Below are 24,348 nucleotides of genomic sequence, written 5' to 3' on the forward strand. Positions count from 1 at the left end.
ACGAACCCGTCGAATTTTCGACGGGTTTTTTTGTACCAGCTTCAGCCCATTCTTCCATGAAACGAATCTTATTTCTTCTACTTTTCCTTCCAAGCTTTAGTCAGGCAGCCGATTTTGAATGGACCCCCCGTGTACAGCAGGCTTACCTGGACATTTTCAAACTCAAGCTCAACAAAGGTCGGCAGGAACTAGCTCCCGAACTGAAAACGAACGGAGTAGCTCTGTATTTGGATGATTACGCCGATATGTTATCGCTGCTGCTCACGGAAGATCGGAAGGCATACGAAAGCATGGAGAAAAACGGTGAGAAACGCCTGCAGCAATTGGAGGATATGGACGAAGATTCGCCCTGGAATCGCTGCCTGCGGGCCGAAATCCGATTACACTGGGCCTTTGTAAAAATCAAATTTGGCAAGGAAGTACCGGGAGCCTGGGATATTATTAAAGCGTACAAATTGCTGGATGAAAACGCCCGAAGATTCCCGCAGTTTACGTACAACAAAAAAGCCTTGGGGATGCTGCACGTGCTGATCGGATCGACGCCCGAGAGCTATCGTTGGGTAACCAAACTACTGGGATTGCGGGGAAATATTCAGCAGGGGTTGCAGGAAATCCACGCCGTGACGCAGAAAGAACCCTTGTTTCGGACAGAAGCTCAACTAATTGAATACCTTATGCAGGGGTATGTCTTGAGACTGAGTGGTCGGGAAGTGACGGATTTCCAGAAATACCTGGCTCAGAACAGTGATAACTTACTGATTCAGTTTTTTGGTAATTCCATTCTGATGAAAGAAGGACACGGGGAAGCCGCGTTGGCCCTGGCTCAAAATCATCCCAACTCACCGGAATACCTGGATATACCTTTTTTCGACTACCATATCGGTGAGATCCTCTTACAAAAAGGCCAGTACGCTCACGCAATTACCGCCTTTCAGCAATTTCTAAAACAGCATCCTACTGGAAATTTTGTTAAAGACGCGACGTACAAGGAGTACCTCTGCTACGCTCTGGCGGGTGATGAGGCCAAAGCCCGAACCCAGTATGAGCGGGTAAAAACGATAGGACAGGCCCATAATGAAGCCGACAAATCGGCCCAGAAAGCTTGTAATGCCGCGTACCAGCCTTTAACCGATCCTCAGAAACTGGTACTCAAAGCTCGTTTTGCCGGTGACGGTGGCTATTATGAAACGGCTTTACAAAACCTCAAGAACACCTCAGAAGCTCAGTTTTCGCAGCCCTACGACCGAACCGAGTACAATTATCGCAAAGCCCGTATTTACCATCGGATGAACGACTTTGTAACGGCTATCCCCTTGTACGAACGGGCTATTGCCCTGGGCGAAGGACAAAACTGGCATTTTGCTCCGTCCTCCTGCCTGCAATTGGGGTACATTTTTCAGTTACGCAACGACAAGGCCAAAGCCAAAAGTTATTTCGAGAAAGCTATTAGCTTCAAAAAACACGAATACAAAAATTCCGTGGATGGCAAAGCCAAGGCAGCTCTCACTGAAATGGGCTATTAACGGATTCACGAAAGCTGTTGTGCTGCATCTTTGACTAGAAAGTGATTTACATTTCCCCTTCTACACCCAGACCAAACAGAGCAAAATCATACTTAACCGGATCGCTCGGATCGAAGCGACGCAGGTGATCCGTTAATTCCAGAGCGGCCTGCCAGTCGGTATTGGGTCGCTGCAATAAGCCTAGCTTTCGAGCTACCCGTTCTACGTGTACATCGCAGGGGCAAACGAGTGCTGCTGGTGACAAACGATTCCAGATTCCGAAGTCTACACCATTCGCGTCTTTGCGGACCATCCAGCGGAGAAACATATTGAGGCGTTTGCACGAGGACTTTCGGGCGGGTGTGGCCACGTGTTTACGCGTACGGGCCGGGGCATCTTCCAAACCAAAAAATACTTCATGAAAACGGACCAAAGCCTGTTCAGCCGGAAAAGCCGGGTGCCGCTCGGGCTGGGGTAAGGCAACGGATGCGGGTACGAAAGCCTCTTCCAGAGACGCGTGCTCTGCGTAAAACTGCTGAAAAAAGTGCAGGAAGTAGAGCGTATCCGTAGCGTTAAACGTACGGTGTTTGAAGTGAAGAAAAGGCTTCAGATCAAGGGGTTGATGATTCCGAACGAAATCGTACGGAGCCCCGTCCATGAGCCGAATCAGCTCGTTACACTTATTGATAATCGTCTTCCGCTGACCCCAGGCCAGTACCGCCGCCCAGAATCCCATAATCTCAATATCCTGTTGCTGCGAAAACTGATGTGGAATACTGATGGGATCGTTTGGTATAAAAGTCGGTTGGTTGTATTGCTGTACTTTGCTTTCGAGTAAGTCGTATAACCAGTCTGCGGAATGAGTTTTTTCAAAAAGTGCCATACTGCAAAGGTCAGCAAACAATTGCTGATTCCATACCGTTTGCTAGGAAGAGTAAGGAGAAGCTTTGGAACTTGATCAGTTGAGGAGGAGTGACAACATGATCCCAATCATCCGTCGGTCCCTAGCGGAGAGTCCCTATCGAAAATATTCCCTTACACAACCGTCATCCAAAACTAGACAACCCACATTCATTACGCCACTATGCCTGAATTACCCGAAGTCGAAACCTACCGACGTTATTTCGAAGCGACCTGCCTCTTTCAACCCCTGGCTGATATTCAAGTAGAAGATACCAAGCTCCTGACCACTGATTACGACGTATTGGTAGCAGCCTTACGCGGCAGGCAATTCGTCGCGACGCAACGCGTCGGTAAAAACCTGTTCGTCGAAACGGACGGTGGTTTCTTTGTACACTTCCATTTCGGGATGACGGGTGATCTGGCCTATTATCAGTACGATCAGGAGCAGCCTCGCTTTGCCCGAATTATTTTTTACTTTCAGAATGGCTATCGGCTTGCGTTCATTTGTCCCCGGAAATTTGAACGAATTGGGCTAGTAGACGATGTGAAAGCATACCTGCTGAAAAAGCGAATTGCGGCGGATGCACTAGCTATTACGCCAGAAGAGCTGGGTCAGACGCTGGCCCGTAAAAAAGCCCTGATTAAACCCGTACTGCTGGATCAGTCGGTAGTGGCGGGCATTGGCAACTGGATTGTGGACGAAGTATTGTTCCAGGCTCGGATTCATCCCGAACGGCTGGCTTCTTCGCTGACGAGCTTGGAAGTACAGGCCTTACACGAAGCTATTCAGAAAGTATTACTAACGGCTATTCAATACGAAGCGAACTACGCTTTGTTCCCGCAGGATTTCATCATTCATGCCCGGGAATGGGCTTTGTCGCCGTACCCGGATCAAGGGCAGCATCTGCTTTGTCCACGTTGTCAGCAAAAGCTCCAGATCAAACAGGTAGGAGGGCGTACTACCTACTTCTGTCCCGTCGATCAGCCCTATGTTCTGTCGTTTTAGGTTAAACGTTCGCTTAGGTAATGTCTGATTTCCAGCAGTTAGGGCCACTGTCTGGTTAATTTATTAAATTTTTTTAAAAAATACGGGTTTTGTCAGGCTGGTAGTACAAGCTTGTCAGGGAAAAGCTATATTTTTGTTGCGTTAACTAAGCCTCCTTCTATAACATGCTGCCCGAGACAGACACGTTGTTAGCTACGCCGACGCTGAACCAGCCCATCGCCTTCGAACGGATTCCTACGCAGATTTATGCCGATTCCAATGACGCATCAGCGGCGGTTGCCCGTGAAATTGCCGAAATCATTCGTTCCAAACAATTACAGGGAAAACCTGCTGTATTAGGTTTGGCTACGGGATCATCGCCTAAAAAAGTGTATGCGGAGCTCATCCGCATTCACCGGGAAGAGCGGCTCAGCTTTTACAACGTCATTACATTCAACCTGGATGAATACTATCCCATGCAGCCCGACGGCTTACAAAGCTACGTTCGGTTCATGCAGGAGCAGCTGTTTAACCACATTGACATCCCTAAAGACAATTATTTTATTCCCGATGGCACTCTGTCACCGGCTCAGATTCCGGCTTTCTGCCAGGAATACGAACGCCGGATTGATGAACTAGGCGGTCTGGATTTTCAATTATTAGGAATTGGCCGGAATGGTCACGTCGGTTTCAACGAGCCGGGTTCACACGTGAATTCCCGCACTCGCCTGATGACGCTCGATTTAACGACCCGTATTGATGCGGCTCTGGATTTCGGCGGACTGGCTAACGTTCCTAAAAAAGCTATTACGCTGGGTATTAACCAGATCATGAAAGCCAAGCGGGTAATTCTGCTGGCCTGGGGTGAGCACAAAGCTCCCATGATTCATCAGGCGATCGAAGGTCCCGTGACGGATCAGGTCCCGGCGAGTTATTTACAGGGACATCCCAACGTACAATTCGTACTCGACGAATCGGCTGCTGCTGAACTGACCCGCCGCAAAACGCCCTGGTTGGTAGAAGAGGTGATCTGGGATAAAACCATGATCAAAAAAGCCGTTACGCACCTGGCTCTTTCACTGAATAAACCCATTCTGAAACTGACCAACCGTGATTACAACGACAATGGTCTTTCGGATTTGCTGGCTCAGGTAGGACAGGCGTATGACCTGAATATCGACGTATTCAATCAGTTACAACATACCATTACGGGCTGGCCGGGTGGAAAACCCAACGCCGACGATGCCAAGCGTCCCGAACGGGCCGAACCTGCTCACAAGCGTTGTTTGATCTTCAGTCCGCACCCCGACGACGATATTATTTCGATGGGAGGTACGTTCCAACGCCTTGTAGATCAGGGACATGACGTACACGTGGGTTATCAGACTTCGGGTAACATTGCCGTAGCCGATGATGAAGCCCTACGTTTTATCGACTTCGTAGTTGATTACAACCGGCACTTTGGTATTGACAGTCCGGAAGCCGAGCGTATTTTTAAAGATGCTGCCGAATACCTGCGTACCAAGAAGGATTCGGATATCGATACTGCCGAAGTGCGTCACGTCAAAGGATTAATTCGGGAAGGTGAAGCGAAAGCAACGTGCCGCTTCGTTGGAAATGGCGTGAAGAATGCTCACTTCATGAAAATGCCTTTTTACGAAACGGGTAAAGTACAGAAAAAACCACTCAGCGAAGAAGACATCCAAATCGTAGTGGATTTGATTCGGGAAATTAAACCACATCAAATCTACGCTGCGGGTGATCTGGCCGATCCGCACGGTACGCACAAAGTGTGTCTGGATGCCGTCATGGAAGCCGTTCGTCGTTTGAAAGACGAAGCATTCATGAAAGATTGCTGGGTTTGGTTGTACAAAGGTGCCTGGGATGAGTGGGCGATCGATTTAATTGAAATGGCCGTACCTATGTCGCCGGATCAGGTAATGAAAAAGCGTCAGGGAATCTTTAAACACCAGTCCCAAAAAGACGGTGTGGTGTACCAAGGTACCGACTCTCGGGAATTCTGGCAACGGGCCGAAGAGCGGAACCAGGCAACGGCGAATTTATACAACAAATTAGGGCTTGCCGAGTACGAAGCTGTGGAAGCGTTTGTGCGTTGGAAGTTCTAAAATAGATTCTTATCAAAAGTCAACGCGACGACGCCCTTGCGGGTTTCGTCGCGTTTTTTCTTGGTTTGGTCCAAGGTTATGAAACCTATCGGGCGTTTCTAGTGTAAGGGACATACAGTAGTTTAATTTTTGTACCGCCATACATAGCAATCCACTGTAAATTTATGACTGGAATTTTTATTATTGCCGCCGTTTCTTTGATCGTTAGTTACCTGATTTTTCTGACCTGGCTACTAACTAAAACAAAGCGTAAATGCGAATGCCGCGAGTGTAAAACGTCTATCCACGTTGAACGAAATGGGCGTCCGGAACTAGTGAAGAAGTTAGCGGGTTTCTTGCCCTTAAAGTATTACCGGTGTCGGCATTGTTCGAATACGTTCTTTCTTTTTGAGAATGTTCCGGATAATGAACCCGTACGAATGAAAGCACGTCGGTCGAGATCGGCCTCTGTCACCAGTATCTAAAATACTTCTTGAGTACACCAAAAGCGGCAAGCCTTTCCACCAAAAAGGTTTGCCGCTTTTTCGTAAATACTGTATAGCTTCCTAATTTACGGGCTAGTAGTCAATCGAAGCGGACTCTTCGACTGTTCTGCCCACTTGTAACTTCCCTGATGGACCTATTGACGGATAATCTAACCGGATGAATGTATGGAGAATATAGAAATCATTGTTTTACTACTCTTTGGGGTTTCGTTTCTGACGGTAGTGAGTGCTCGTAGGAATTTTCCGCTTCCTATTGCTCTGATCATTGTGGGTTTACTGATTAGCTTTATTCCCGGACTACCCGTCATTATTCTGGATCCTGAACTGGTCTTCTTTGTCTTTTTGCCGCCACTGCTTTATGAAGCCGCCTGGAAAGCCAGTTGGCACGAATTCAAAGCCAATATTCGACCGATCACCATGGCTGCCGTTGGGCTGGTTGTCTTTACAACCTTGTGTGTTGGCTGGGCCGTACATAGCCTTATTGATGGCATTAGCTGGGCGGAGGCTTTTTTGCTGGGTGCTATCGTTTCACCGCCCGATGCCGTAGCGGCTACTTCGGTTACGAAAGGATTGGGACTGAGCCCGAGGATTATCAGTATTCTCGAAGGAGAAAGTTTGCTCAATGATGCCAGCGGATTGATTGTGTATCGCTACGCGTTGGCGGCCATTCTTACCGGGGCGTTCAATATTTGGGAAGCTGGCTACCAATTTCTGCTGGTAGTCGGTATCGGCGTAGGGATTGGATTAGGCATTGGCTATACGTTGTACCTGATCCACAAAAATTTCGTTACTGAAGCCCTAGCCGATGTCTCTCTTACCTTTTTAACGCCCTTTGCTTCGTATTTGTTAGCTGAGCACTTTCACGGTTCAGGCGTACTGGCTGTAGTAACTACGGGTCTGTATTTGTCTTATCGTTCGGCGGATATGTTCACGACCGATTCGCGGGTACAGACTTATGCCGTGTGGGAATTTGTGGGTTTTATTCTGAATGGATTAATTTTCATTCTATTGGGCTTACAAATGAAAATGGTACTGGCAGACCTGGATTCGCTGACCACGCACGGAATCTGGGTACTGATTGGTTATGGTCTGGTGGTAAGTGTAGTGGTGATTCTAGTGCGATTTATCTGGCTCACGCCCGCCGCCATTTTGCCCCGCCAGCTTTTTAACCGACATAACGAACGCGAACTCTTTGATCGGCGTAATCTGGTGGTCATTGGCTGGTCGGGCATGCGGGGGGTGGTGTCAATGGCTATTGCTTTATCAATTCCGTTAACCTTACCCAACGGTGACCTGTTTCCTAACCGAAATCTGGTAATTTTTCTGACGTTCTGCGTGATTATCGTGACGCTGGTGGCTCAGGGACTAACCTTGCCCTGGGTGATTCGTAAACTGAAAATGCCCCGATATTCCATATTGGCCGAAGAATACGAGGTACGCAGTCGGGTACTGAGTGCGGTCATGACGCATATTGAGGAAAACATGAGCGATGTGGATGACGTGGTACTCAAACGCATCAAAAGCAGCTACCAAAACCGGTTTGAACGCTTGCAACATACGGAGCTTCCCCTACCTGAGAAGGAACAGAAATTTTCGGAAACACCGGCTTTGCGGATTTTTAACCTATTTTCCCGGGTACAATTAGAAGTGATCGACGTGGAGCGTAGTATTCTTCAACAACTACACCGCGAGGGTAAAAGCAACGAAGAGGTACTCCGGAAAATTGAATCGGAATTGGATATTGAGGAAACTCGTCTTCAGATTGAATTAGTGAAATAACGTAAAGATTCCACTCAATCGCAAACGTAAGAAGCCAGGGAGAAAACCCTGGCTTCTTACGTTTAATCCCTCGAAAGCTCACCGATATCATTGTTTCTAAAAATACCGCATCTGCCCGACTTTTCCCGTTCCATGATCAAGCTCGTACCGTAGGAAAAACTGCCAGATCGTACTTTCCTGCGTACTGAAACTAAAATCGCCGCTGTGAGGAGCGTTAAAATCGTAACTGGCTCCGACCCGAAAACGATCGCCAAGTTGTACTTCCGCCGTTCCTAAAATGCCATCTCTACCGCCGAGGGTCTGGAGCGTACTCTGGTACCAAACGCCAACGCCTACGTTTTTGTACCAAAACGTCGCATTGACATCCGCTTTCGTTTGAAACCCAAGGCCGGGATTCTGGCCCCGCACCAGCGTGGCGGCCTTTAGTTTCCATTCTTCCGTCAGCGAGAATACGTAGCCAGCCGTTAGGAAAATTGGTTTAGCTGTAGAGTAATAGTGCGTTTGATTTACTAAGTTTTGAGCCGACAGACCCACGTAGTACACGGGCGTTTTGTACTGAACACCTAAGCCCAAAGTGAAGGGATACGCATTATTGCCCACAAAATTGTTAGGGAGTACGACTTGCGTAATGCCCATTTGCACGCCCGCCGAAAGAATTTCGTTTTCGGAGATCCGGTGCCGATACGCGGCCGTTCCGTAGAAACCTACGGAAGCAATGGAATACGGGTCGCGAAAAGCTTGGAAACCGAGAGCCCAGTTTTCACCCACCGGGCTATCCACCGTGAAATACTGCGAACTATACGTGTTTTGGAACTGTACCGAACGGCGTCGGTTGAGAAAGGTCATGCTGGTCAAGTCACGCGTACCCGCGTAGGCTGGATTAATGGCCAGTTGACTAAATGGATAGCTACTGTAGGTGCCTTCCATCTGAGCCGAAGCCATCTGGCAGACTAGCAGGAAGACCAAAAATAGAAGTGATCGCATAGTTAGTTAGGTGAGTATGGGAAAGCGAAAGTAAGGAAGGCGGGCGAGAAATACAGAATCGTCTTTCGAAGAAGTACACAATGCAGGCGTGCTTTATTCCCGTTGGTGCACCGAATGTGCGGATTCATCCGAACAAGATGGCAGAAGCAAAGCAAGAAGAGAAATTTTGTCGCTTCAACGCTCAATTAATTCATGCCATGAAATTGTATGCATTTGTACTGCTTTTGTTCGTAACTACTCTGTTTTCCTGTAATCGCTGGGAGGACGTTTGCCCGTATGACGAAACCACTGCAGAATACGGTCTAACGAATTTCGATCGCCTTCGAATGGGTAATGCATTTAAGGTACGGGTCGTACCAGGAAACACGTACCGAATTGTAGCCCGAGGTCATCGCAGCGACGTTCAGGATCTGAGCGTGAAGAAGGTGAATGACAATCTAGAAATTAGTTACAACCATTGGACTCGCAATCGGAAACACCCGATGGAAATCGAAATTACAATGCCAGCTTTGGAGAAGGTCGAGTTTTCGGGAGCTGTCAATGCCCGCGTTTGGGGCTTTGAGGACGCAGAAGATTTGGAAGTGGAGCTTTCGGGGGCGTCAGAACTAGCGTTTACGGGTCATACCGAACGCCTGCAGGCAGATCTTTCGGGAGCGAGTCGTCTCGATCTGGAAGGTACTACCGAACAACTCGACGTTGAATGCTCCGGAGCCTCTAAACTTCGAGCCTATCAGTATCCCAGCAAACAGGCTAAACTAGATTTATCGGGAGCGAGTGATGCCCAAATTTCCGTAGCGGAACAGCTCATTTGTAAAGCAAGCGGAGCCAGTTCGTTACGTTACCGGGGGAATCCCCGTACTAATCTGGATCTGTCCGGAGGTAGTACGGTTTCGCAGGATAACTAGTCCTTCAAAATAAAAAATTAAAATTTATACGAAGCCTTTGCAACGCCGTACCGACTTCTGCGGTATTGGGTTGCAAAGGCTTCGGCTTTTAAACCGTCGAGAAAACCAGTGTACTCATCGCTGGATTTGGGTTTTCGGCCTCCGAAAACAGGATTATGACAAAATCATTGTTGGTATTGAGGACATGAACGCACCGTTTGCGATACGAATTTCAGAAGCCCGCCGAATGCTATTACAACTAGTATTCTGGTGCCTGTTTATATTCTGGCCGCTGATCTTCCGGTCGTCGACCGTTCGCGTACGACGGTTTCATCAACCGCCCGACCCGGTGTATATGGTCGCTTTAAATGCACTGGCCGTACTTTTCTTTTACCTCAATACTCGAATTCTGATTCCTCGATTTCTGGAGAAAAAAGGACTGAGCTTCTATCTACTGACAGTGGCGGGGTGTGGCCTGGTGATGGTACTGCTTTCCATGCAACTACGCTCGCTGGCATTCAAGGCTGATTTGACGGACGTACGCTTCATCACCGGAACTATCTTTCCGGTACTCTTCATCTTTTCGATTAGCACTACGTATAAAGTGCTGAATGATTTTCATCGACGGCAGCAGTTGGAAAAGGAACGGGAAAACGAGAGATTGAAGTCCGAGCTGAGTTTCCTGCGGTCGCAGATCAGTCCGCACTTCCTGTTTAATATTCTCAACAGCATCGTCTCGCTGGCCCGATTCAAGCCCGAATCGGTAGAACCCGCTACAATTCAACTGGCGGAGCTAATGCGATACATGCTGTACGAATCGGACGAAGCCAAAGTGCCGATGGATCAGGAAATTCGGTACCTCCGCAGTTACATCGATCTGCAAACCTTACGGCTGGGAAAGAAGGTACAGATTGAACTGGATCTGGGGCCCGTTGCCGGTAATCATTGCATCGAACCGATGTTACTGATTCCCTTCGTGGAAAATGCTTTTAAGCACGGAATCGGCATGATTACCCGCCCAGCTATTCAGTTGCATCTACATATTAACGAGCGTACCCTCTATTTTCTGGTAAAAAACAAAGTCAGTATGCAACCCGACGACCCCAAAGATCATCATTCGGGTATAGGGTTGAAAAACGTTGAACGTCGGCTTAATCTGCTGTACCCCAATCATGATCTTCAGATTCGGGAACGCGAGGGTTGGTACGAGGTTCAGTTAACTCTTGAATTGTCATGAACAAAATTCGCTGCGTAGCCGTGGACGACGAGCCACTAGCTCTGGAGTTACTGGCCGATAACATTCGGAAAGTGCCCTACCTGGAACTGGTTGCCACCTGTGAAGATGCCCTGGAAACGCTGGAAGTACTCCAGAAAGAAGCCATCGATCTGGTGTTTATGGACATTCAGATGCCCGGATTGACGGGAACCCAATTTTTGAAATCCTTGCAACAGCGACCGCAGGTCATTTTTGTAACGGCCTATGAGCAATACGCCCTGGAAGGTTTCAACCTCAACGTACTGGATTATTTACTCAAACCCGTACCACTGACGCGATTTTTGCAGGCGGCCGAAAAAGCAAAGGAGTATTTCGCCCGCACCCCCAGTATGGGGCCGTCGCAGGAGGAACATTTTTTCGTGCATGCGGATTATTCACTGGTAAAAATTCAGATTCCTACCATTCTATACATTGAAGGACTGAAAGATTACGTGAAGATTCATACGACTGTACACGCCCGTCCGGTCATTACACGGATGACGCTTAAAAACCTGGAAGAGCTTTTGCCCGCTCCGGCTTTTATGCGGGTACATCGCTCGTATATCGTGGCTACCGAACGGGTGGATGCCATACGTAAACTGAAACTCACCGTTGCCGGAAACAGTATTCCCATGAGTGAACAGTACGTGCCGCAGATCTACGAGACCTTGCAGGTGAACAAACACGAGTAGAAAGAAATATTGGTAAGATTCGTTTCAGACGTACACGATAGGCGGGTAGGAAGCCGTTAGTAATGAAGTTAATTTCGGCGACTCGCGGCTTTTTAGGAAATTCCTTGAAAAATAAAGTGAAAAATCGGAATGAATTCAGGAATTAAATAATTAGGAAATAAGCGGAGGAATACGGCCTTGGATCATAAAGACCGCGGTTTTTACCCTTGAAATCCGGGTTTTTCGGCAAAAGTGCTTGAACAAGCGTGCTGAAAAAGCTTCGCGTTTGGTTCAGCTTTTCGACTAGCCATTTTATTTCCTAGAAATAGACCTCTATTTTTGCGTTTTTATTGGGCGGAAAAGCTGGTACGCCAACAGAAACGACCCGAACAAGAATCAGACGTAAGCAGTCATTTTAAATAATCCCGGATCAGAACATGGAAGGTCATTTTGAATACGGACGACAAACAGACCTCCACGGATTCATTAATCAAACTTTATTCTCATACCGCTAATCATTCATGAAACGGTTTGAATTTTCTATGATGTCTCTTTTTTCAAATCCCACCTCTGTGCGTAGTACTTCTCGCGGATTCCGGTCAATGAACCGTTCCTTAATTGCCATTGCCGGTCTGGCGGTCCTGGGTTTTTCCTGCAAGGATAGTAATAACGATGAAAACGTGATGGGCAACTGGCGGGCTGAATCTCCTTTTGAAGGGGTAGCTCGGAGTGGTGCCGCTAGCTTTGTCATCGATACCGCCGCCTACATATCAACAGGTTCGGATAATAATAACAACCGCTTGGCGGATTTATGGCAATATAACGGACGTACGTGGACCCAGAAAGCCAACTTCCCCGGTGCTGGCCGAACGGGTGCTACTGGTTTTGCCGTTGCCGGCAAAGGTTACGTAGGCTTAGGCCAGCCTCAGGGTGGTGTGTACGTGAAGGATTTTTACTCGTACGATCCAACGTCCAATAAATGGACTAAGATTGCGGATTATATGGGAACGGGCCGTGTAGGAACGGTTTCGTTTAGCGTTAACAACAAAGGTTACGTAGGTACGGGTTTCGACGGTAACAACCTGAATGACTTATATTCCTACAACCCTACAGCAGCAACTTGGACGAAGGAAAACAGTTTTCCGGGTGCCAAACGTGAAGGTGCGGTAGCCATGGTAATTAATAATATGGTTTACGTGGGTACGGGTACGGGTAACGCTCAGACGTTACGTGATTGGTGGGAATTCAACCCCACGAGTGGAATCTGGACCCAGAAGAAGGATTTTACGACGGATCAATCGGCTATCATGCGTAGTTATGCCAGCTCGTTTGTTATCAATAATAAAGGCTATTTATTGATGGGTGTCACTACTACTACTGATACAAAAATATGGAGTTATGATGCAGCTACAGATACCTGGGCTTCTGATTACGAGTATGGTAACTCTAACAATAAATTTAGAGCTGCTCCTAGTGGTCGCTCACGAGCAGTAAGCTTCAGCATGAAAAACTTAGGATACATTGCGACGGGTGCTTCCGGGTCAACCCGATTAGACGATATTTATTCCTTTGATCCTTCTGTTGCTCGTGAGGTAGTTGAGTAAGCCTAAAGCTATGCGTAACAAACGTATCTGGTGGCTGTTAGGAATACTCATTCTGTTGGCAGGCGTATACTATTGGCGAATGACCTATGCCTTTGAAGTACGCGTGTTTGAAACCACAAAAGGATGGGGTTATCAGATCGAACAGGGAGGAAAGCCCTTTATTCACCAGCCAATCATTCCGGGTATCGTAGGAGAGCAGGGCTTTGCTACAGCCGAACAAGCTCAAAAGGCGGGAGATCTGGTGGTGGAAAAAATCAAGAACGGCCAATTTCCTCCTTCGCTTACTACCGAAGATTTAAAGGGCATTGGTGTAGAAATACCTTAAGGAATTAGAACGGGAGCGGGATCAAATGCCCGCTCCCTGTTTATTCGATAAACTATTCAATGAAGAATTGGAAAACCTGGCTTTCGTTAGGCTTTATAGCAAGCGGGCTTTATTCGTTAGGCGGATGCCAGAAGGGAGATCTGACGCTGGGCTCCGAGATCATTCCGAATGAAAACCTGTCCGTAGTCATGATCGACACGTTTACCGTAAAATTGTCTACGGTAGCAGTGAGCGATTCAGCGATTACCTCTGCTGATTCCAGCATGTATGTGGGTCGCTGGAAGGATGAGAATACAGGTATGCAGGAGTTTACGGCGTTTATGAGTCCAAGCTATCCCAGTAATACGCTAAATACGCGGCTAGGAGCCCGGTATGATTCACTAGTACTGGTGTTGCCTCTGTCATTGTCCTACGGAGATAGTGTACAAACCTTCAAGATCAGTACGCATCAAACGACTACGCCCTTAGTGCAGAGCATTACCTACTACAATACCAATACTTCGGTTCAGTACCAGGTCAAGCCGTTGGCTCAGGCAAGTTTTGCTCCCGGACGTGGTACAACGCCTAGTGTCCGTCAGCGTTTTTCGGATACGTTAGGGGTTCAACTATTTAATGCTTTACAAAACAATACGATTAATAATAACGAGACGTTGCATAACCTGTTACCGGGGTTTGCAGTGAAAGGTTCTTCAAAAGGAAACGTGATCGTAGGACTTAGCGTACCCCGGAGCTTTTTGCGGGTTTACTTTCACGATGATAACCTATTGACACCCACGGCTGAGTCGGTTGATATTCCCTTTACGTTTATGCACTACAGTCGCTATGCGAGTGATTTCACCGGAACGCCACTAGCTAATTTAAAACAACAACCGGATGTTGTAAATAGCACCTTGACGGATAATAAGGCTTATATTACACAGAGTGGACCACTGCGTACCCGCGTTGAATTTCCGTATTTAACCGAAACTCTAGAACCTTACTTAACACTTCTAGGTGTAAATCGGGCGGAATTAGTATTTGACCCCGTTCGTACGGACGTTCGAGATAATACGAACCCTCCTTCTACGCTGGTCTTATATAAAACCAATGCCGTCAATGACATTTTAACCAATCAGCCCGTAGAGAATGTACAGGGTACTGGAGCAGTTGTGTCGGCTACGTACGTGGTTGATAACAGCGGCTGGCAATTGAAGGATCATTACACCTTCAATGTGACTAATTATTTCAATCTGATTTTGAAAAGAAAAGTCCAAAATGCTCCCCTGATTCTGACGCCGCCCGTAGGAGCTCAGCAGTATCTGAACTTTTCACGAACGGCTTTAGGGAATCGAGATTATCCTTCGGATCGGGTAAGGCTTCGTCTATATTTTACGCAATCCAATTAAAAAATCCCCGGCCTCGGCTGGGGATTTTTGTTTTCCAACGGTGGGAGTTATGCTCCGGTTATCACAAAAAGGGCAAATTCAGCCATTTCCCGAGCATCTTTGCAGCATAAAACAAGCCTTGAATGCAGTTTGTCGTTTTTAAGCCATAAACGACAGGTCTTCAATTCTATCCTATGAAACATTTTCTTCTTATCTGGCTGCTGGGCGTCCTGCTGCTACCGAACGCCCGGGGGCAATCCAATGAAAAAGCTACTATCTCTGGTTACATTAAAGATGCCGCTAATGGCGAAGGACTCATTGGCGTCTCCGTATTTGTGAAAGAACGGAGTACCGGTACCACTACTAACACCTACGGTTTTTACTCGATTACGCTGCCCAAAGGCAAGTACACGCTGGTTTACACCTACGTAGGGTATCAGCGTCAGGAGAAGCAGGTGGACTTGACCACGCAGGACGTGAAACTGGACCTTGAACTCAAAGATGAGGGCGTGCAGTTGCAGGATGTCGTCATCCGAAGTCAGGGCGAAGACGAGAACGTAAAATCAGTTGAAATGTCCGTCAATAAGGTGGACATCAAAACGATTCGTCAAATGCCCGCCTTACTCGGTGAAGTCGATCTGGTTCGTAGTATTCAGTTGTTACCCGGCGTATCGACCGTGGGCGAGGGAGCTTCCGGGTTCAATGTACGGGGGGGCGACGTGGGCCAAAACCTGATCCTGCTGGATGAGGCACCCGTTTACAATGCTTCGCATTTATTCGGCTTCTTCTCCGTTTTTAATCCCGATGCAGTCAAAGACGTCAAGCTCGTGAAGGGAGGAATCCCGGCTAATTACGGCGGACGTATTTCTTCCATTCTCGACGTTCGAATGAAGGAAGGAAACGCCAAGAAAGAGGAGATTAATGCCGGTATTGGTTTGATCTTTAGTCGGCTGTCTTACGAGCGACCCGTATTTAAGGGCAAAGGTTCATTTATCGTCGCCGGCCGTCGTTCCTACGCCGACGTACTCGCCAAACCATTCCTGACGGGCGATTTGAAAGGAACCATCTTCAACTTTTACGATCTCACGGCGAAGGCCAATTACCAGATCAATGCCAACAATACGGTGTATCTGTCGGGCTATTTCGGACGGGATAATTTTGGTAGTAAACAGTTTGGATTCAATTGGGGGAACGGAACGGTTTCGGGGCGGTGGAATCACATCTTCAGTAACCGTCTCTTCCTGAATCTAACGGGCTATTATTCCAATTACAAGTATTCCCTCGGCACTGGCGACGATCCTAAAGACGCTTTCCAATGGGATTCTCAAATTAAAAACCTGAGTGGGAAAGCAGATTTTACGTACTTCCTCACGCCCGACAATCAGATTACGTTCGGTGGGCAGTATATCCACTATAACTCGGCTCCTGGCAAAGCCTTTGGTATTTCAGCGGGCCAGCGGACGGACATTAGTCTGGAAGGAAGGTACGGGGATGAATCGGCTCTGTACGTTGCCAATGAGCAGCGGCTCGGCAGTCGGGTTACCCTACAGTATGGCCTGCGGTATTCCTTATTCCGGAGTCTGGCTCCCGGTGACCTGATTACCTACGAAACTATAGTACCCGGGGAGCGGCTGGAGCCGCAATTGCCCGGGCGTCGCGTCGAAAGTGGCGTGCTGGAAACCTACGGAAACTGGGAACCGCGTTTTTCGGCTAAAATTGAAGTTTCGCCCCGATCTTCGATTAAGGTAAGTTACAACCGGATGGCTCAGTACCTGCACCTGCTGTCGAATACGGCTGCGTCTTCGCCGCTCGACGTATGGACCTTATCGTCGAGCAACATCAAGCCCGAATTAGCCGATCAGGTTGCGTTAGGCTGGTTCCAGAACTTCAAAAACAACGCGTACGAATTTAGTATCGAAGGCTATTACAAAAACCTTGAAAATCAGATCGACTATGTGCGTCGTTCCGATTTGTTACTTAATCGCTTTCTGGAAGGAGATTTGCTCTACGGAAAAGGCCGAGCGTACGGAGCGGAGTTTTACCTGAAGAAAAATCAGGGTAAACTCACCGGCTGGATCAGCTATACGCTGGCTCGTACGGAGCGGCAGGTGGAAGGGATCAACAATAATAACTGGTTTCCGGCCCGCTTTGATAAAACGCATAACCTGACGGCCGTTGGTCTTTATCAGCTTAACCAGCGATGGTCCTTCTCGGCCAACTTCGCGGCTTCTTCGGGAACGCCCGCCACGTATCCAACGGACCGTTTTGAGATTGATGGTATTGCCGTGGGTGATAACTATTTCGATACCCGGAACGCCAACCGGATTCCCTGGTACCATCGCCTCGATTTAGCAGTAACGCAGAAAATTCGTAAAAAGCTGTTTGGCAAAGGAGAAGCCGAGTGGGTGTACTCGATTTATAACGTTTACGGACGGCGAAATCCATTCTCTGTGTATGCCCGGCAAAATGGGGACAACAGCTTGCAAACCGAAGCCATTCGATTTGCCGTGCTAGGTTCGCTGGTGCCATCGATCACGTACAACGTAAAGTTTTAAACCCATTCAAATTATTTGCTATAAACGTATGAAATCCTTTCCCTTATACCTTTTACTCGCCCTGAGCAGTTTGCTCATGTCCTGCGAGGATGTGATTGACCTGCGTACGCAAACGGGCCCCACCCGTCTGGTAGTTGAAGGCTGGATTAACGATGACGCCACGCCACAAACCATTCGGCTGACGCTTTCCCAAAATTATTTTAACAACAACCGGGCTTTGCCCGCGACGGGAGCGACGGTAACCGTTTCCGATGATCTGGGAAAAACCTACCGTTTTGTGGATGAAAAACAGGACGGGAACTACGTCTGGAAACCAGCGGCTTCCGAGAAGATGGGTCGATTGGGCGGAAAATATACGTTGAACGTTGCTTATGCCAGCGAAACCTATCAGGCTGAGACGGAAATCAAACGGGTACCGACCATCGATTCGCTAACCTATTACTACGATAATCCGACGTTTGTGGCGGATGACAGTCCGAAAGAAGGATATGTAGCGGAATTTTACGCCCGCGACTTTACCGGAGCTGGTGATTGTTACTGGATCAAAACCTATAAAAATGGCCAGAGGTACGATCGATCGGCCCGCGACTTGTCGATTGCCTACGACGCCGGATTTAGTCCCGGAGCGGCTACCGATGGACTTATTTTTCTGTTACCCGTACGGCGTTCGATTAACTCGGACCGGCTCTTCCAGGAAAATGATTCCATTCGGGTAGAGCTGCTCAGTATCACCCAGCCTACGTACAATTTCATCCGGGCAGTACGGGAAGAGTCCAGTAACCAGGGCCTGTTTGCTACGGCCCCGTCAAACGTACCGACTAATATTCTTAATGCACGTACGGATGGTCCCAGGGCACTGGGTTGGTTCGGCGGTTCGTCGATTAGCCGATTTAGTACGGTATTCCGCAAGGGAAATGCCCGTCCGAAACCTTAAGTCGGTACAGTTACCCGTTGATACTAAAAGAAAAAGCTTTCCAGTTTCGCTGGAAAGCTTTTTCTTTTGGGTTGGATAGGCGTTTGATGCAAAGACTATTCGGAAAGCGAATTGCAGTACCGGAACAGCTCAACAATGGGTTTTTCTTCGTCGTAACGGTACCATTTAACCCGATTCACAAAAAAGTTGACTTCGTCCTGCTGGTTAGGCAGCGTTTTATAAATCTGCCGGAGCCGGCCTTTGTATTTCACAATCTGTCCGTTGGGATGCTGGAAGTAATATACATTCTTCTTTTGTTTTTCGTCGTGAAACGGCACCTTCAACACTTGCTCTCGACCTAGTAACCGAATCCGGCCATCGACCAGTACTTCGAAAAAGGTTGGTACCATGCGGTCCCGGTGAGCGAATGATTCTACGATAAATGTCCGCATCCGGTTGGCTTCTTCGTCGTAATAATAAAACGAGGCTACTTTCTGAGCGGAAAGAACGTTGGTTACGCCATCCATGCTAAATTCCAGCAAACCCAGGTCAGTATTGAAGTGTAGCTCGCCCGTTAGCCATTCGCCCGATTGTAATTCAACTTTACCAGAATACCAGTGGGGCTGTTGCTTGGCAAAAACAGAATGAACAAAAAGGCTACAAAAAAAAACCAAAGTAAATTTTAACGAGGTAAAGGTTTTCATGGCAATCATTTTTAAAGATTCGGATTGAAGAAAATTTTAACGCGTACTTCAGTGGTTTTACCCAATAATCTTTGTTTTAATTTTGTACTGTTTGAAGTTTTTTTTGAATTAATCCAACAAATGTGTTGAAATATTCTGGATTCATCTAAATAAATGCTCCGTTTTTTCGCTAAAAATCAGCGATTTAAGTATGAGTCGAAATAAAGGGTAGGTAAGGGTCGGAAAGCCATAAAAAAAAGCCTTTCTGGTTAGAGAAAGGCTTTCGTAAGCAAGTAATGGATTGAGCTTAAATCAGCGGTTTGAGCCCATTCAGCAAGTGACCCATTTTATCGCGTTTCGTCGTCAGGTAGCGTTCGTTGTAGGGATTGGAAGGAATCTCAATCGGGATGGTTTCTACAATTTCAACGCCGTAACCCGACAGAGCCGTCCGTTTTTTCGGATTGTTGGACATCAGTCGCAATTTGGTAATACCTAAATCCCGAAGAATCTGAGCCCCGATGCCGTAGTCGCGTTGGTCCATTTGAAAGCCCAACTCCAGATTGGCTTCCACCGTATCCCGACCCATTTCCTGCAATTTATACGCCCGGAGTTTGTTCAATAGTCCGATGCCACGTCCTTCCTGGAACATGTAAAGCACCACGCCTTTCCCTTCTTTCTCGACCATTTGCATGGCTTGGTGCAACTGCTCCCCGCAATCACAGCGGCAGGAACCAAAAATATCGCCCGTTACACAGGAGCTATGCACCCGCGTTAGTACGGCTTCGCCTTCTTCCCATTCGCCTTTTACCAGAGCCAAGTGCGTATCACCCGTAGCGACCTGTGTATAGGCAATCAGGCTAAAATGGCCCCATTCGGTGGGCATATCGACGCCAATTTCGCGTTTGATCAGCGTTTCGGTTCGCAGACGGTAGGCGATCAGGTCTTTAATACTAACCAGCTTCATTCCAAAACGATCGGCAATTTTCCGTAGCTCGGGGAGGCGGGCCATGGTACCGTCTTCGTTCAGAATTTCAATTAGGGTGCCCGAAGGTTTTAAGCCCGCCAGTACGGCAAAATCGACGGCTGCTTCGGTATGGCCGGGGCGGCGGAGCACGCCTTCGGCTTTAGCTTTCAGGGGAAAAATATGGCCCGGACGACCCAAATCTTCGGGTTTCGTGTCCGGATCTACCAGGGCCCGAATCGTTTTGGCCCGGTCAGAAGCTGAAATACCCGTGGTACAGCCGTTGCCTAGCAAGTCTACGGAGACGGTAAAGGCCGTTTCATGGTTGGACGTATTCTGGCCAACCATCATATCCAGTTGTAATTCCTGACAGCGGGCTTCCGTGAGGGGTACACAAATCAGTCCGCGGGCCTCCTTGGTCATGAAGTTGATGATTTCGGGCGTGATCAGCTCCGAGGCACAAATCATATCCCCTTCATTTTCACGGTCTTCGTCATCGACGACGACGATAATTTTACCGGCCCGAATGTCTTCAATGGCCTCTTCGATGCTGTCTAATACGATGGGACTTTCTTCCATGGCTGCTTGGCAATGTATAGGGGGTCTGTGAAGTCAGAAGTCTAGCAAATTCTATTTGAAATATACGCCTGAGAATCTTTCTTGCGTTCTGACCACAGTGAACACCCTTTTTGGGCGTTAGGTTTCTTCGAGAAATGTTAATGAAGTCTCAAAACTACGGTCCTATTTTGGAATGATGGTAGGATTCGTTGAAATTTGACCAATAGCTCACAGGAAAGACCACAATCTTCAATGCGGATACGTATACTTTTACTGCTTTTAGGAATCGTAGGGGAGGGCTGGGCTCAGTGTCCGACCAAACTGGTAAATGGCACGCAAGATTACAAAGGCAGATTACAGGTATCTAGCAGCCAAGGAATTTCTATGATTGCGGAAGGAACTTCGGATCGGATACTGAAAATCTGTAAAGGCACTACGATTCAAGTGGAAGATGTTACCGCCAACAACAACCCGAGTCTTACCGCTTATAATTTCAATTACCAATCAGCAGAAGTAGACTTAAGTGCTCCAATCTTCGACAAGGTGAATAAATCGTATACGTATGAAAAGGCGGGTACGTACGGATTGATTATGGTCGGAAGTGCGTCGGGTACGGGATCGTATGCCTGTCAGACTGTTCAAGTACTGGATAATCCAGAACTTAACTTCGAAGTCGATGCCTGTGAACCCGAACAGGTTACCCTGGTGATTCCTAAAGACAGTTCTAGAAATCCTTACGATGAATTTACGATAGAGTGGGGGGATGGCAATACAGAAAAATTATTAAAGAAAGATTTACCACTGACGAAAGTTCATATCTACAAGAATGCAGGTACAGGTGTTACGATTTCCGTTCAGGGCACGTATGAGGGAAATGTGTGCGGCATTTCCAAAATTAGTAAGTTCATTGACCCTGGAAAGCTAAACCAGTCACCGAAACCCATCGTAACCTTACTGGAATTGTCAGCAACCAAAACCGTAGCGACCATTCAGTTTGCCGGCCCTGTTTCCACAACACAGGAAATTTTTCAGAAGGAAGTTGGTGGTACTTACGTTAGTACGGGCATCCAGATTCAAAGTAATCTAACGTCAGAACGGATTATCAATCTTAACCCCGCAAAACAGTATTGCTTTCAGGTACGCTCGGTAGGGGGCTGTGCCAGTACAAGTGGTTCGGACGAAATCTGTACGTTACCGATTACGGTACAGGCGAAAGGAAAGCAGATCGAGGTAAACTGGTCGGCCTATCCGCAAGCCACTGCTACTTTCGAATCGTATACGGTAAGTAATGGTACGACGACCTTTCCGGTAATAAAAGATCGTAACCAAACCCAGTTAATTGACAAATCCGAACTGGAATGCGGCACCTCGTATTGCTACCGCGTAACGGCCCGGGTCAATAACATCAATTCCATTTCCAATGAAGTTTGCGAGGAAATCGAGTCTACCGTAAAGCCAGATCCCATTACGCAGGCTTATGCCACACTGGCCGGAAAGGCCGCTGTATTAAGTTGGGAGTCTCCGGGGGGAAAGATTCTGGATTATGAAATTTTACGAGCCGAAGCTGGGGGTAAATTCGAGAAGATCGAAACGGATACAACGATTGTTAGTCCGTATAAAGACGGGCAGATCAATCCTTTGCAGCGTTCGTACTGTTATCAAATTTCGTACGAAAGTGCTTGTAAAACCTGGTCAAATCCGTCGGCTCCCATCTGTACCATTCATCTGAATCAAAAAAGCGGAGAACTTTCCTGGACCAGTAATAATCCATTTACTGAAAATATCAGCGAGTATACCGTACAGGCTTTGGATGCTCAGGGAAATGTAGTAGCTTCTCATAGTGTTGCCAAGGCGACGAAAGTTAGCGTAAGTGGTCTGGACTTTCCCATTTCACCAGAGTATCAGTACCGCATTGAAAGTACCTCCGAAAGCGGCAATACCAGCTGGTCCAATCCAATCCCCATTCGGGAGCTTTTTCAGGTCTACGTACCCGATGCCTTTACACCTAATGGCGACTCCCAAAATGATGTTTTCCTGCCTAAAGTAGTACACGTCAACGCTCTGAAATTTACCGTATTCGACCGTTGGGGCAATTCTATCTTTTCCACGGAAGACGAAAGCGAAGGCTGGGATGGGTACATCAACGGCAAACCCGCTCCGCAGGGAAGTTATTCGTACCGCCTCGACGTTCGGAATGAAGTAGGTGATTCGTTCACCAAACGGGGCGTTTTCCGCCTCATTCGTTGACACTAAAGGGTGCGTCGACAGCCTTGGGCACGATTTTGTACCCGTTTTCTCTACCTTTGTAATCAATTTATTCAAACCGAACGACTACACATGTTTGATATGCTAGGCATGATGGGCAAGATGAAAGAAATGCAGGCCCGCATGAAAGACGCTCAGGAATCCCTTCCTTCCATTACCGAAACGGCGGAAGCCGGAGCGGGACTGGTAAAAGCAACCGTAAACGGACGCAAACAGCTCATTCATTTAGAGATTGATCCTGATCTGGTGAAACCCGAAGAAACAGAAATGCTTCGCGACCTGATCGTAGCCGCTACCAATAAAGCCCTCGAAGCCGTAGAAACCCGAGTAGCCGATCACCTCAAACAAGCTACGGATGGTCTGTTGCCCAATATTCCGGGTATGGAAGGTTTATTCGGTAAATAAGTCTACTGTATACAAGCCAACGAAGAGAAAAGACTTTCGCTAGTCTTTTCTCTTTTTATTCTTTCCCCATTCTGTATCCCCTGCCTGGCTGGGCAAACCTTTATGGACCTTCTGGCCATTGTTATCCTGAATTACAACGGGAAATCTTACCTGGAAAAATTTCTTCCTACGGTGCTCGCCTACGCGGATGGTCATGCCGTGTACGTTGCTGATAACGCCTCGACGGACGATTCCGTAGTTTGGTTACAAACGCATTTTCCTGAAGTACGGCTCATTCGTAATACCAAGAATTACGGCTTTGCGGGTGGGTACAACGAAGCCCTCCGGCAAATTTCGGCTCAGTACTATTGCCTGCTTAATTCTGACGTGGAAGTTACATCGGGCTGGCTGGTAGCACCCTTGCGTCTCTTGCAGCAACACCCGCAAATCGCAGCCGTGCAGCCCAAGATTCGCGATTATAACTACCGGGAACATTTTGAGCACGGAGGAGGCGTTGGCGGACACCTAGATTTTCTGGGCTATCCTTTTACCCGGGGCCGTTTATTCGAGACGCGTGAACGCGATCAAGGCCAGTACGACACCGATGAACCCTGTTTCTGGGCTTGTGGAGCCTGTATGTTCGTACGAGCAGCGGTGTATCAGGAATTAGGAGGATTCGATGCCGATTTCTTCGCCCACATGGAAGAAATCGACCTGTGTTGGCGTATGCAATTGGCCGGGCATCAGGTTTGGGCTACGGCTGGTTCGACCGTGTACCACGTCGGTGGGGGGACGCTGGATTACCTGAATCCCCGAAAAACCTTTCTTAATTTCCGGAACAGTCTGGCGATGTTGTATAAAAACCGGCCCGCCCGAAATCTGTACGGGATCATCTTCCTGCGATTGGTACTCGATGGCTTGGCGGGTGTTCGCTACCTGTTGAGCGGGCATTTTGCCCTATGTTGGGCGATTGTACGAGCCCATTTTGCTTTTTACGGACAGGGGCGAAGCTGGTACCGCAAACGCCGGGCTCTCGATGCACTACGGAAACAGAATAAGCCCATACGACTGTATGAGAAGAGTATTATAAAGGCATACTTTTTTCAACGGATAAGGAAATATTCAGAACTTTCGTAAAAAGTAGCCACTTACGGCCGCTGAA

At 47.8% G+C, this 24,348-nt stretch carries 19 protein-coding genes; 15 read left to right on the forward strand and 4 right to left on the reverse strand.

Annotated elements, in window-relative coordinates; all coding sequences use genetic code 11:
- Positions 1-56: 56 nt before the first annotated feature.
- Entirely contained in the window at positions 57-1,523 is a 1,467-nt protein-coding gene (locus tag C5O19_RS04080; protein ID WP_104710016.1) for a tetratricopeptide repeat protein, read from the forward strand.
- A 46-nt stretch (positions 1,524-1,569) separates the two neighbouring features.
- On the opposite strand, the gene C5O19_RS04085 is transcribed toward C5O19_RS04080, so the two are convergent.
- A complete protein-coding gene (locus C5O19_RS04085) occupies positions 1,570-2,385 on the reverse strand; it encodes a TIGR02757 family protein (protein ID WP_104710017.1) in 816 nt (271 codons plus the stop codon).
- A 201-nt stretch (positions 2,386-2,586) separates the two neighbouring features.
- Between C5O19_RS04085 and C5O19_RS04090 the strand changes: the two genes are divergently transcribed.
- The 3 genes from C5O19_RS04090 (at position 2,587) to C5O19_RS04100 (ending at position 7,780) form a co-directional block, all read left to right on the forward strand.
- Entirely contained in the window at positions 2,587-3,411 is an 825-nt protein-coding gene (locus C5O19_RS04090) for an Fpg/Nei family DNA glycosylase (RefSeq protein ID WP_104710018.1), read from the forward strand.
- Positions 3,412-3,575: 164 nt separating this feature from the next.
- A complete protein-coding gene (nagB, locus tag C5O19_RS04095; protein WP_104710019.1) occupies positions 3,576-5,516 on the forward strand; it encodes a glucosamine-6-phosphate deaminase in 1,941 nt (646 codons plus the stop codon).
- Positions 5,517-6,166: 650 nt separating this feature from the next.
- Positions 6,167-7,780: a Na+/H+ antiporter gene (locus C5O19_RS04100; protein WP_104710020.1), complete on the forward strand. Its 1,614-nt coding sequence runs from the start codon at positions 6,167-6,169 to the stop codon at positions 7,778-7,780.
- A 96-nt stretch (positions 7,781-7,876) separates the two neighbouring features.
- Here C5O19_RS04100 and C5O19_RS04105 read toward each other — a convergent pair whose 3' ends face one another.
- Positions 7,877-8,764, reverse strand: a complete 888-nt coding sequence (locus tag C5O19_RS04105) for a PorP/SprF family type IX secretion system membrane protein (protein ID WP_104710021.1) — start codon at positions 8,762-8,764, stop codon at positions 7,877-7,879.
- Positions 8,765-8,961: 197 nt separating this feature from the next.
- Here C5O19_RS04105 and C5O19_RS04110 point away from each other — a divergent pair, with 197 nt between their 5' ends.
- The 8 genes from C5O19_RS04110 to C5O19_RS04145 all read left to right on the forward strand — a co-directional run bounded on the left by C5O19_RS04110 (position 8,962) and on the right by C5O19_RS04145 (position 18,356).
- Entirely contained in the window at positions 8,962-9,669 is a 708-nt protein-coding gene (locus C5O19_RS04110; RefSeq protein WP_165795932.1) for a head GIN domain-containing protein, read from the forward strand.
- Between the two features lie 226 nt (positions 9,670-9,895).
- On the forward strand, positions 9,896-10,885 hold the full coding sequence (locus tag C5O19_RS04115; RefSeq protein ID WP_165795933.1) for a sensor histidine kinase: 990 nt from the start codon (positions 9,896-9,898) through the stop codon (positions 10,883-10,885).
- Positions 10,882-11,595 carry a LytR/AlgR family response regulator transcription factor gene (locus C5O19_RS04120; RefSeq protein ID WP_104710024.1) on the forward strand — a complete coding sequence of 238 codons (714 nt, stop codon included), beginning with the start codon at positions 10,882-10,884 and terminating at the stop codon, positions 11,593-11,595. Before C5O19_RS04115 ends, C5O19_RS04120 begins: the two co-directional genes overlap by 4 nt.
- A gap of 581 nt (positions 11,596-12,176) precedes the next feature.
- Positions 12,177-13,178, forward strand: coding sequence for a Kelch repeat-containing protein (locus tag C5O19_RS04125; RefSeq protein WP_243406322.1), 1,002 nt, complete (start codon positions 12,177-12,179; stop codon positions 13,176-13,178).
- Positions 13,179-13,188: 10 nt separating this feature from the next.
- A complete protein-coding gene (locus tag C5O19_RS04130; protein ID WP_104710025.1) occupies positions 13,189-13,503 on the forward strand; it encodes a DUF4907 domain-containing protein in 315 nt (104 codons plus the stop codon).
- A 59-nt stretch (positions 13,504-13,562) separates the two neighbouring features.
- Positions 13,563-14,888 (forward strand): DUF4270 family protein, encoded by a 1,326-nt coding sequence (locus C5O19_RS04135; RefSeq protein WP_104710026.1) that lies wholly within the window; start codon positions 13,563-13,565, stop codon positions 14,886-14,888.
- A 173-nt stretch (positions 14,889-15,061) separates the two neighbouring features.
- The gene (locus tag C5O19_RS04140) at positions 15,062-17,422 is read left to right on the forward strand and encodes a TonB-dependent receptor (RefSeq protein ID WP_104710027.1); all 2,361 of its coding nucleotides are present in this window, start codon (positions 15,062-15,064) and stop codon (positions 17,420-17,422) included.
- Between the two features lie 28 nt (positions 17,423-17,450).
- Positions 17,451-18,356: a DUF4249 domain-containing protein gene (locus C5O19_RS04145; RefSeq protein WP_104710028.1), complete on the forward strand. Its 906-nt coding sequence runs from the start codon at positions 17,451-17,453 to the stop codon at positions 18,354-18,356.
- A gap of 95 nt (positions 18,357-18,451) precedes the next feature.
- Here the strand turns inward: C5O19_RS04145 and C5O19_RS04150 are convergent, their stop codons facing one another.
- Both C5O19_RS04150 and C5O19_RS04155 read right to left on the reverse strand, forming a co-directional pair.
- The gene (locus C5O19_RS04150) at positions 18,452-19,039 is read right to left on the reverse strand and encodes a hypothetical protein (RefSeq protein ID WP_133163298.1); all 588 of its coding nucleotides are present in this window, start codon (positions 19,037-19,039) and stop codon (positions 18,452-18,454) included.
- 286 nt (positions 19,040-19,325) lie between these two features.
- Positions 19,326-20,558, reverse strand: a complete 1,233-nt coding sequence (locus C5O19_RS04155) for a bifunctional 3,4-dihydroxy-2-butanone-4-phosphate synthase/GTP cyclohydrolase II (RefSeq protein WP_094814531.1) — start codon at positions 20,556-20,558, stop codon at positions 19,326-19,328.
- Between the two features lie 231 nt (positions 20,559-20,789).
- Here C5O19_RS04155 and C5O19_RS04160 point away from each other — a divergent pair, with 231 nt between their 5' ends.
- The 3 genes from C5O19_RS04160 (at position 20,790) to C5O19_RS04170 (ending at position 24,323) form a co-directional block, all read left to right on the forward strand.
- Positions 20,790-22,784 carry a T9SS type B sorting domain-containing protein gene (locus C5O19_RS04160; protein ID WP_104710030.1) on the forward strand — a complete coding sequence of 665 codons (1,995 nt, stop codon included), beginning with the start codon at positions 20,790-20,792 and terminating at the stop codon, positions 22,782-22,784.
- A gap of 90 nt (positions 22,785-22,874) precedes the next feature.
- Positions 22,875-23,207 (forward strand): YbaB/EbfC family nucleoid-associated protein, encoded by a 333-nt coding sequence (locus tag C5O19_RS04165; RefSeq protein WP_104710031.1) that lies wholly within the window; start codon positions 22,875-22,877, stop codon positions 23,205-23,207.
- Between the two features lie 102 nt (positions 23,208-23,309).
- Complete coding sequence (locus tag C5O19_RS04170; protein WP_104710032.1) at positions 23,310-24,323, forward strand: glycosyltransferase family 2 protein; 1,014 nt, start codon at positions 23,310-23,312, stop codon at positions 24,321-24,323.
- Positions 24,324-24,348 lie beyond the last annotated feature (25 nt).

Source organism: Siphonobacter curvatus, from assembly GCF_002943425.1.
GTDB lineage: Bacteria > Bacteroidota > Bacteroidia > Cytophagales > Spirosomataceae > Siphonobacter > Siphonobacter curvatus.

Bases quoted from the DNA above. Each gene is read 5' to 3' on its own strand.
- C5O19_RS04160 (WP_104710030.1), top strand. From the start codon at position 20,790: ATGCGGATACGTATACTTTTACTGCTTTTAGGAATCGTAGGGGAGGGC.
- C5O19_RS04090 (WP_104710018.1), top strand. From the start codon at position 2,587: ATGCCTGAATTACCCGAAGTCGAAACCTACCGACGTTATTTCGAAGCG.
- nagB (WP_104710019.1), top strand. From the start codon at position 3,576: ATGCTGCCCGAGACAGACACGTTGTTAGCTACGCCGACGCTGAACCAG.
- C5O19_RS04085 (WP_104710017.1), bottom strand. From the start codon at position 2,385: ATGGCACTTTTTGAAAAAACTCATTCCGCAGACTGGTTATACGACTTA.
- C5O19_RS04135 (WP_104710026.1), top strand. From the start codon at position 13,563: ATGAAGAATTGGAAAACCTGGCTTTCGTTAGGCTTTATAGCAAGCGGG.
- C5O19_RS04145 (WP_104710028.1), top strand. From the start codon at position 17,451: ATGAAATCCTTTCCCTTATACCTTTTACTCGCCCTGAGCAGTTTGCTC.
- C5O19_RS04155 (WP_094814531.1), bottom strand. From the start codon at position 20,558: ATGGAAGAAAGTCCCATCGTATTAGACAGCATCGAAGAGGCCATTGAA.
- C5O19_RS04150 (WP_133163298.1), bottom strand. From the start codon at position 19,039: ATGAAAACCTTTACCTCGTTAAAATTTACTTTGGTTTTTTTTTGTAGC.
- C5O19_RS04170 (WP_104710032.1), top strand. From the start codon at position 23,310: ATGGACCTTCTGGCCATTGTTATCCTGAATTACAACGGGAAATCTTAC.
- C5O19_RS04105 (WP_104710021.1), bottom strand. From the start codon at position 8,764: ATGCGATCACTTCTATTTTTGGTCTTCCTGCTAGTCTGCCAGATGGCT.
- C5O19_RS04080 (WP_104710016.1), top strand. From the start codon at position 57: ATGAAACGAATCTTATTTCTTCTACTTTTCCTTCCAAGCTTTAGTCAG.
- C5O19_RS04165 (WP_104710031.1), top strand. From the start codon at position 22,875: ATGTTTGATATGCTAGGCATGATGGGCAAGATGAAAGAAATGCAGGCC.
- C5O19_RS04115 (WP_165795933.1), top strand. From the start codon at position 9,896: ATGCTATTACAACTAGTATTCTGGTGCCTGTTTATATTCTGGCCGCTG.
- C5O19_RS04130 (WP_104710025.1), top strand. From the start codon at position 13,189: ATGCGTAACAAACGTATCTGGTGGCTGTTAGGAATACTCATTCTGTTG.
- C5O19_RS04100 (WP_104710020.1), top strand. From the start codon at position 6,167: ATGGAGAATATAGAAATCATTGTTTTACTACTCTTTGGGGTTTCGTTT.
- C5O19_RS04140 (WP_104710027.1), top strand. From the start codon at position 15,062: ATGAAACATTTTCTTCTTATCTGGCTGCTGGGCGTCCTGCTGCTACCG.
- C5O19_RS04125 (WP_243406322.1), top strand. From the start codon at position 12,177: ATGAACCGTTCCTTAATTGCCATTGCCGGTCTGGCGGTCCTGGGTTTT.
- C5O19_RS04110 (WP_165795932.1), top strand. From the start codon at position 8,962: ATGAAATTGTATGCATTTGTACTGCTTTTGTTCGTAACTACTCTGTTT.
- C5O19_RS04120 (WP_104710024.1), top strand. From the start codon at position 10,882: ATGAACAAAATTCGCTGCGTAGCCGTGGACGACGAGCCACTAGCTCTG.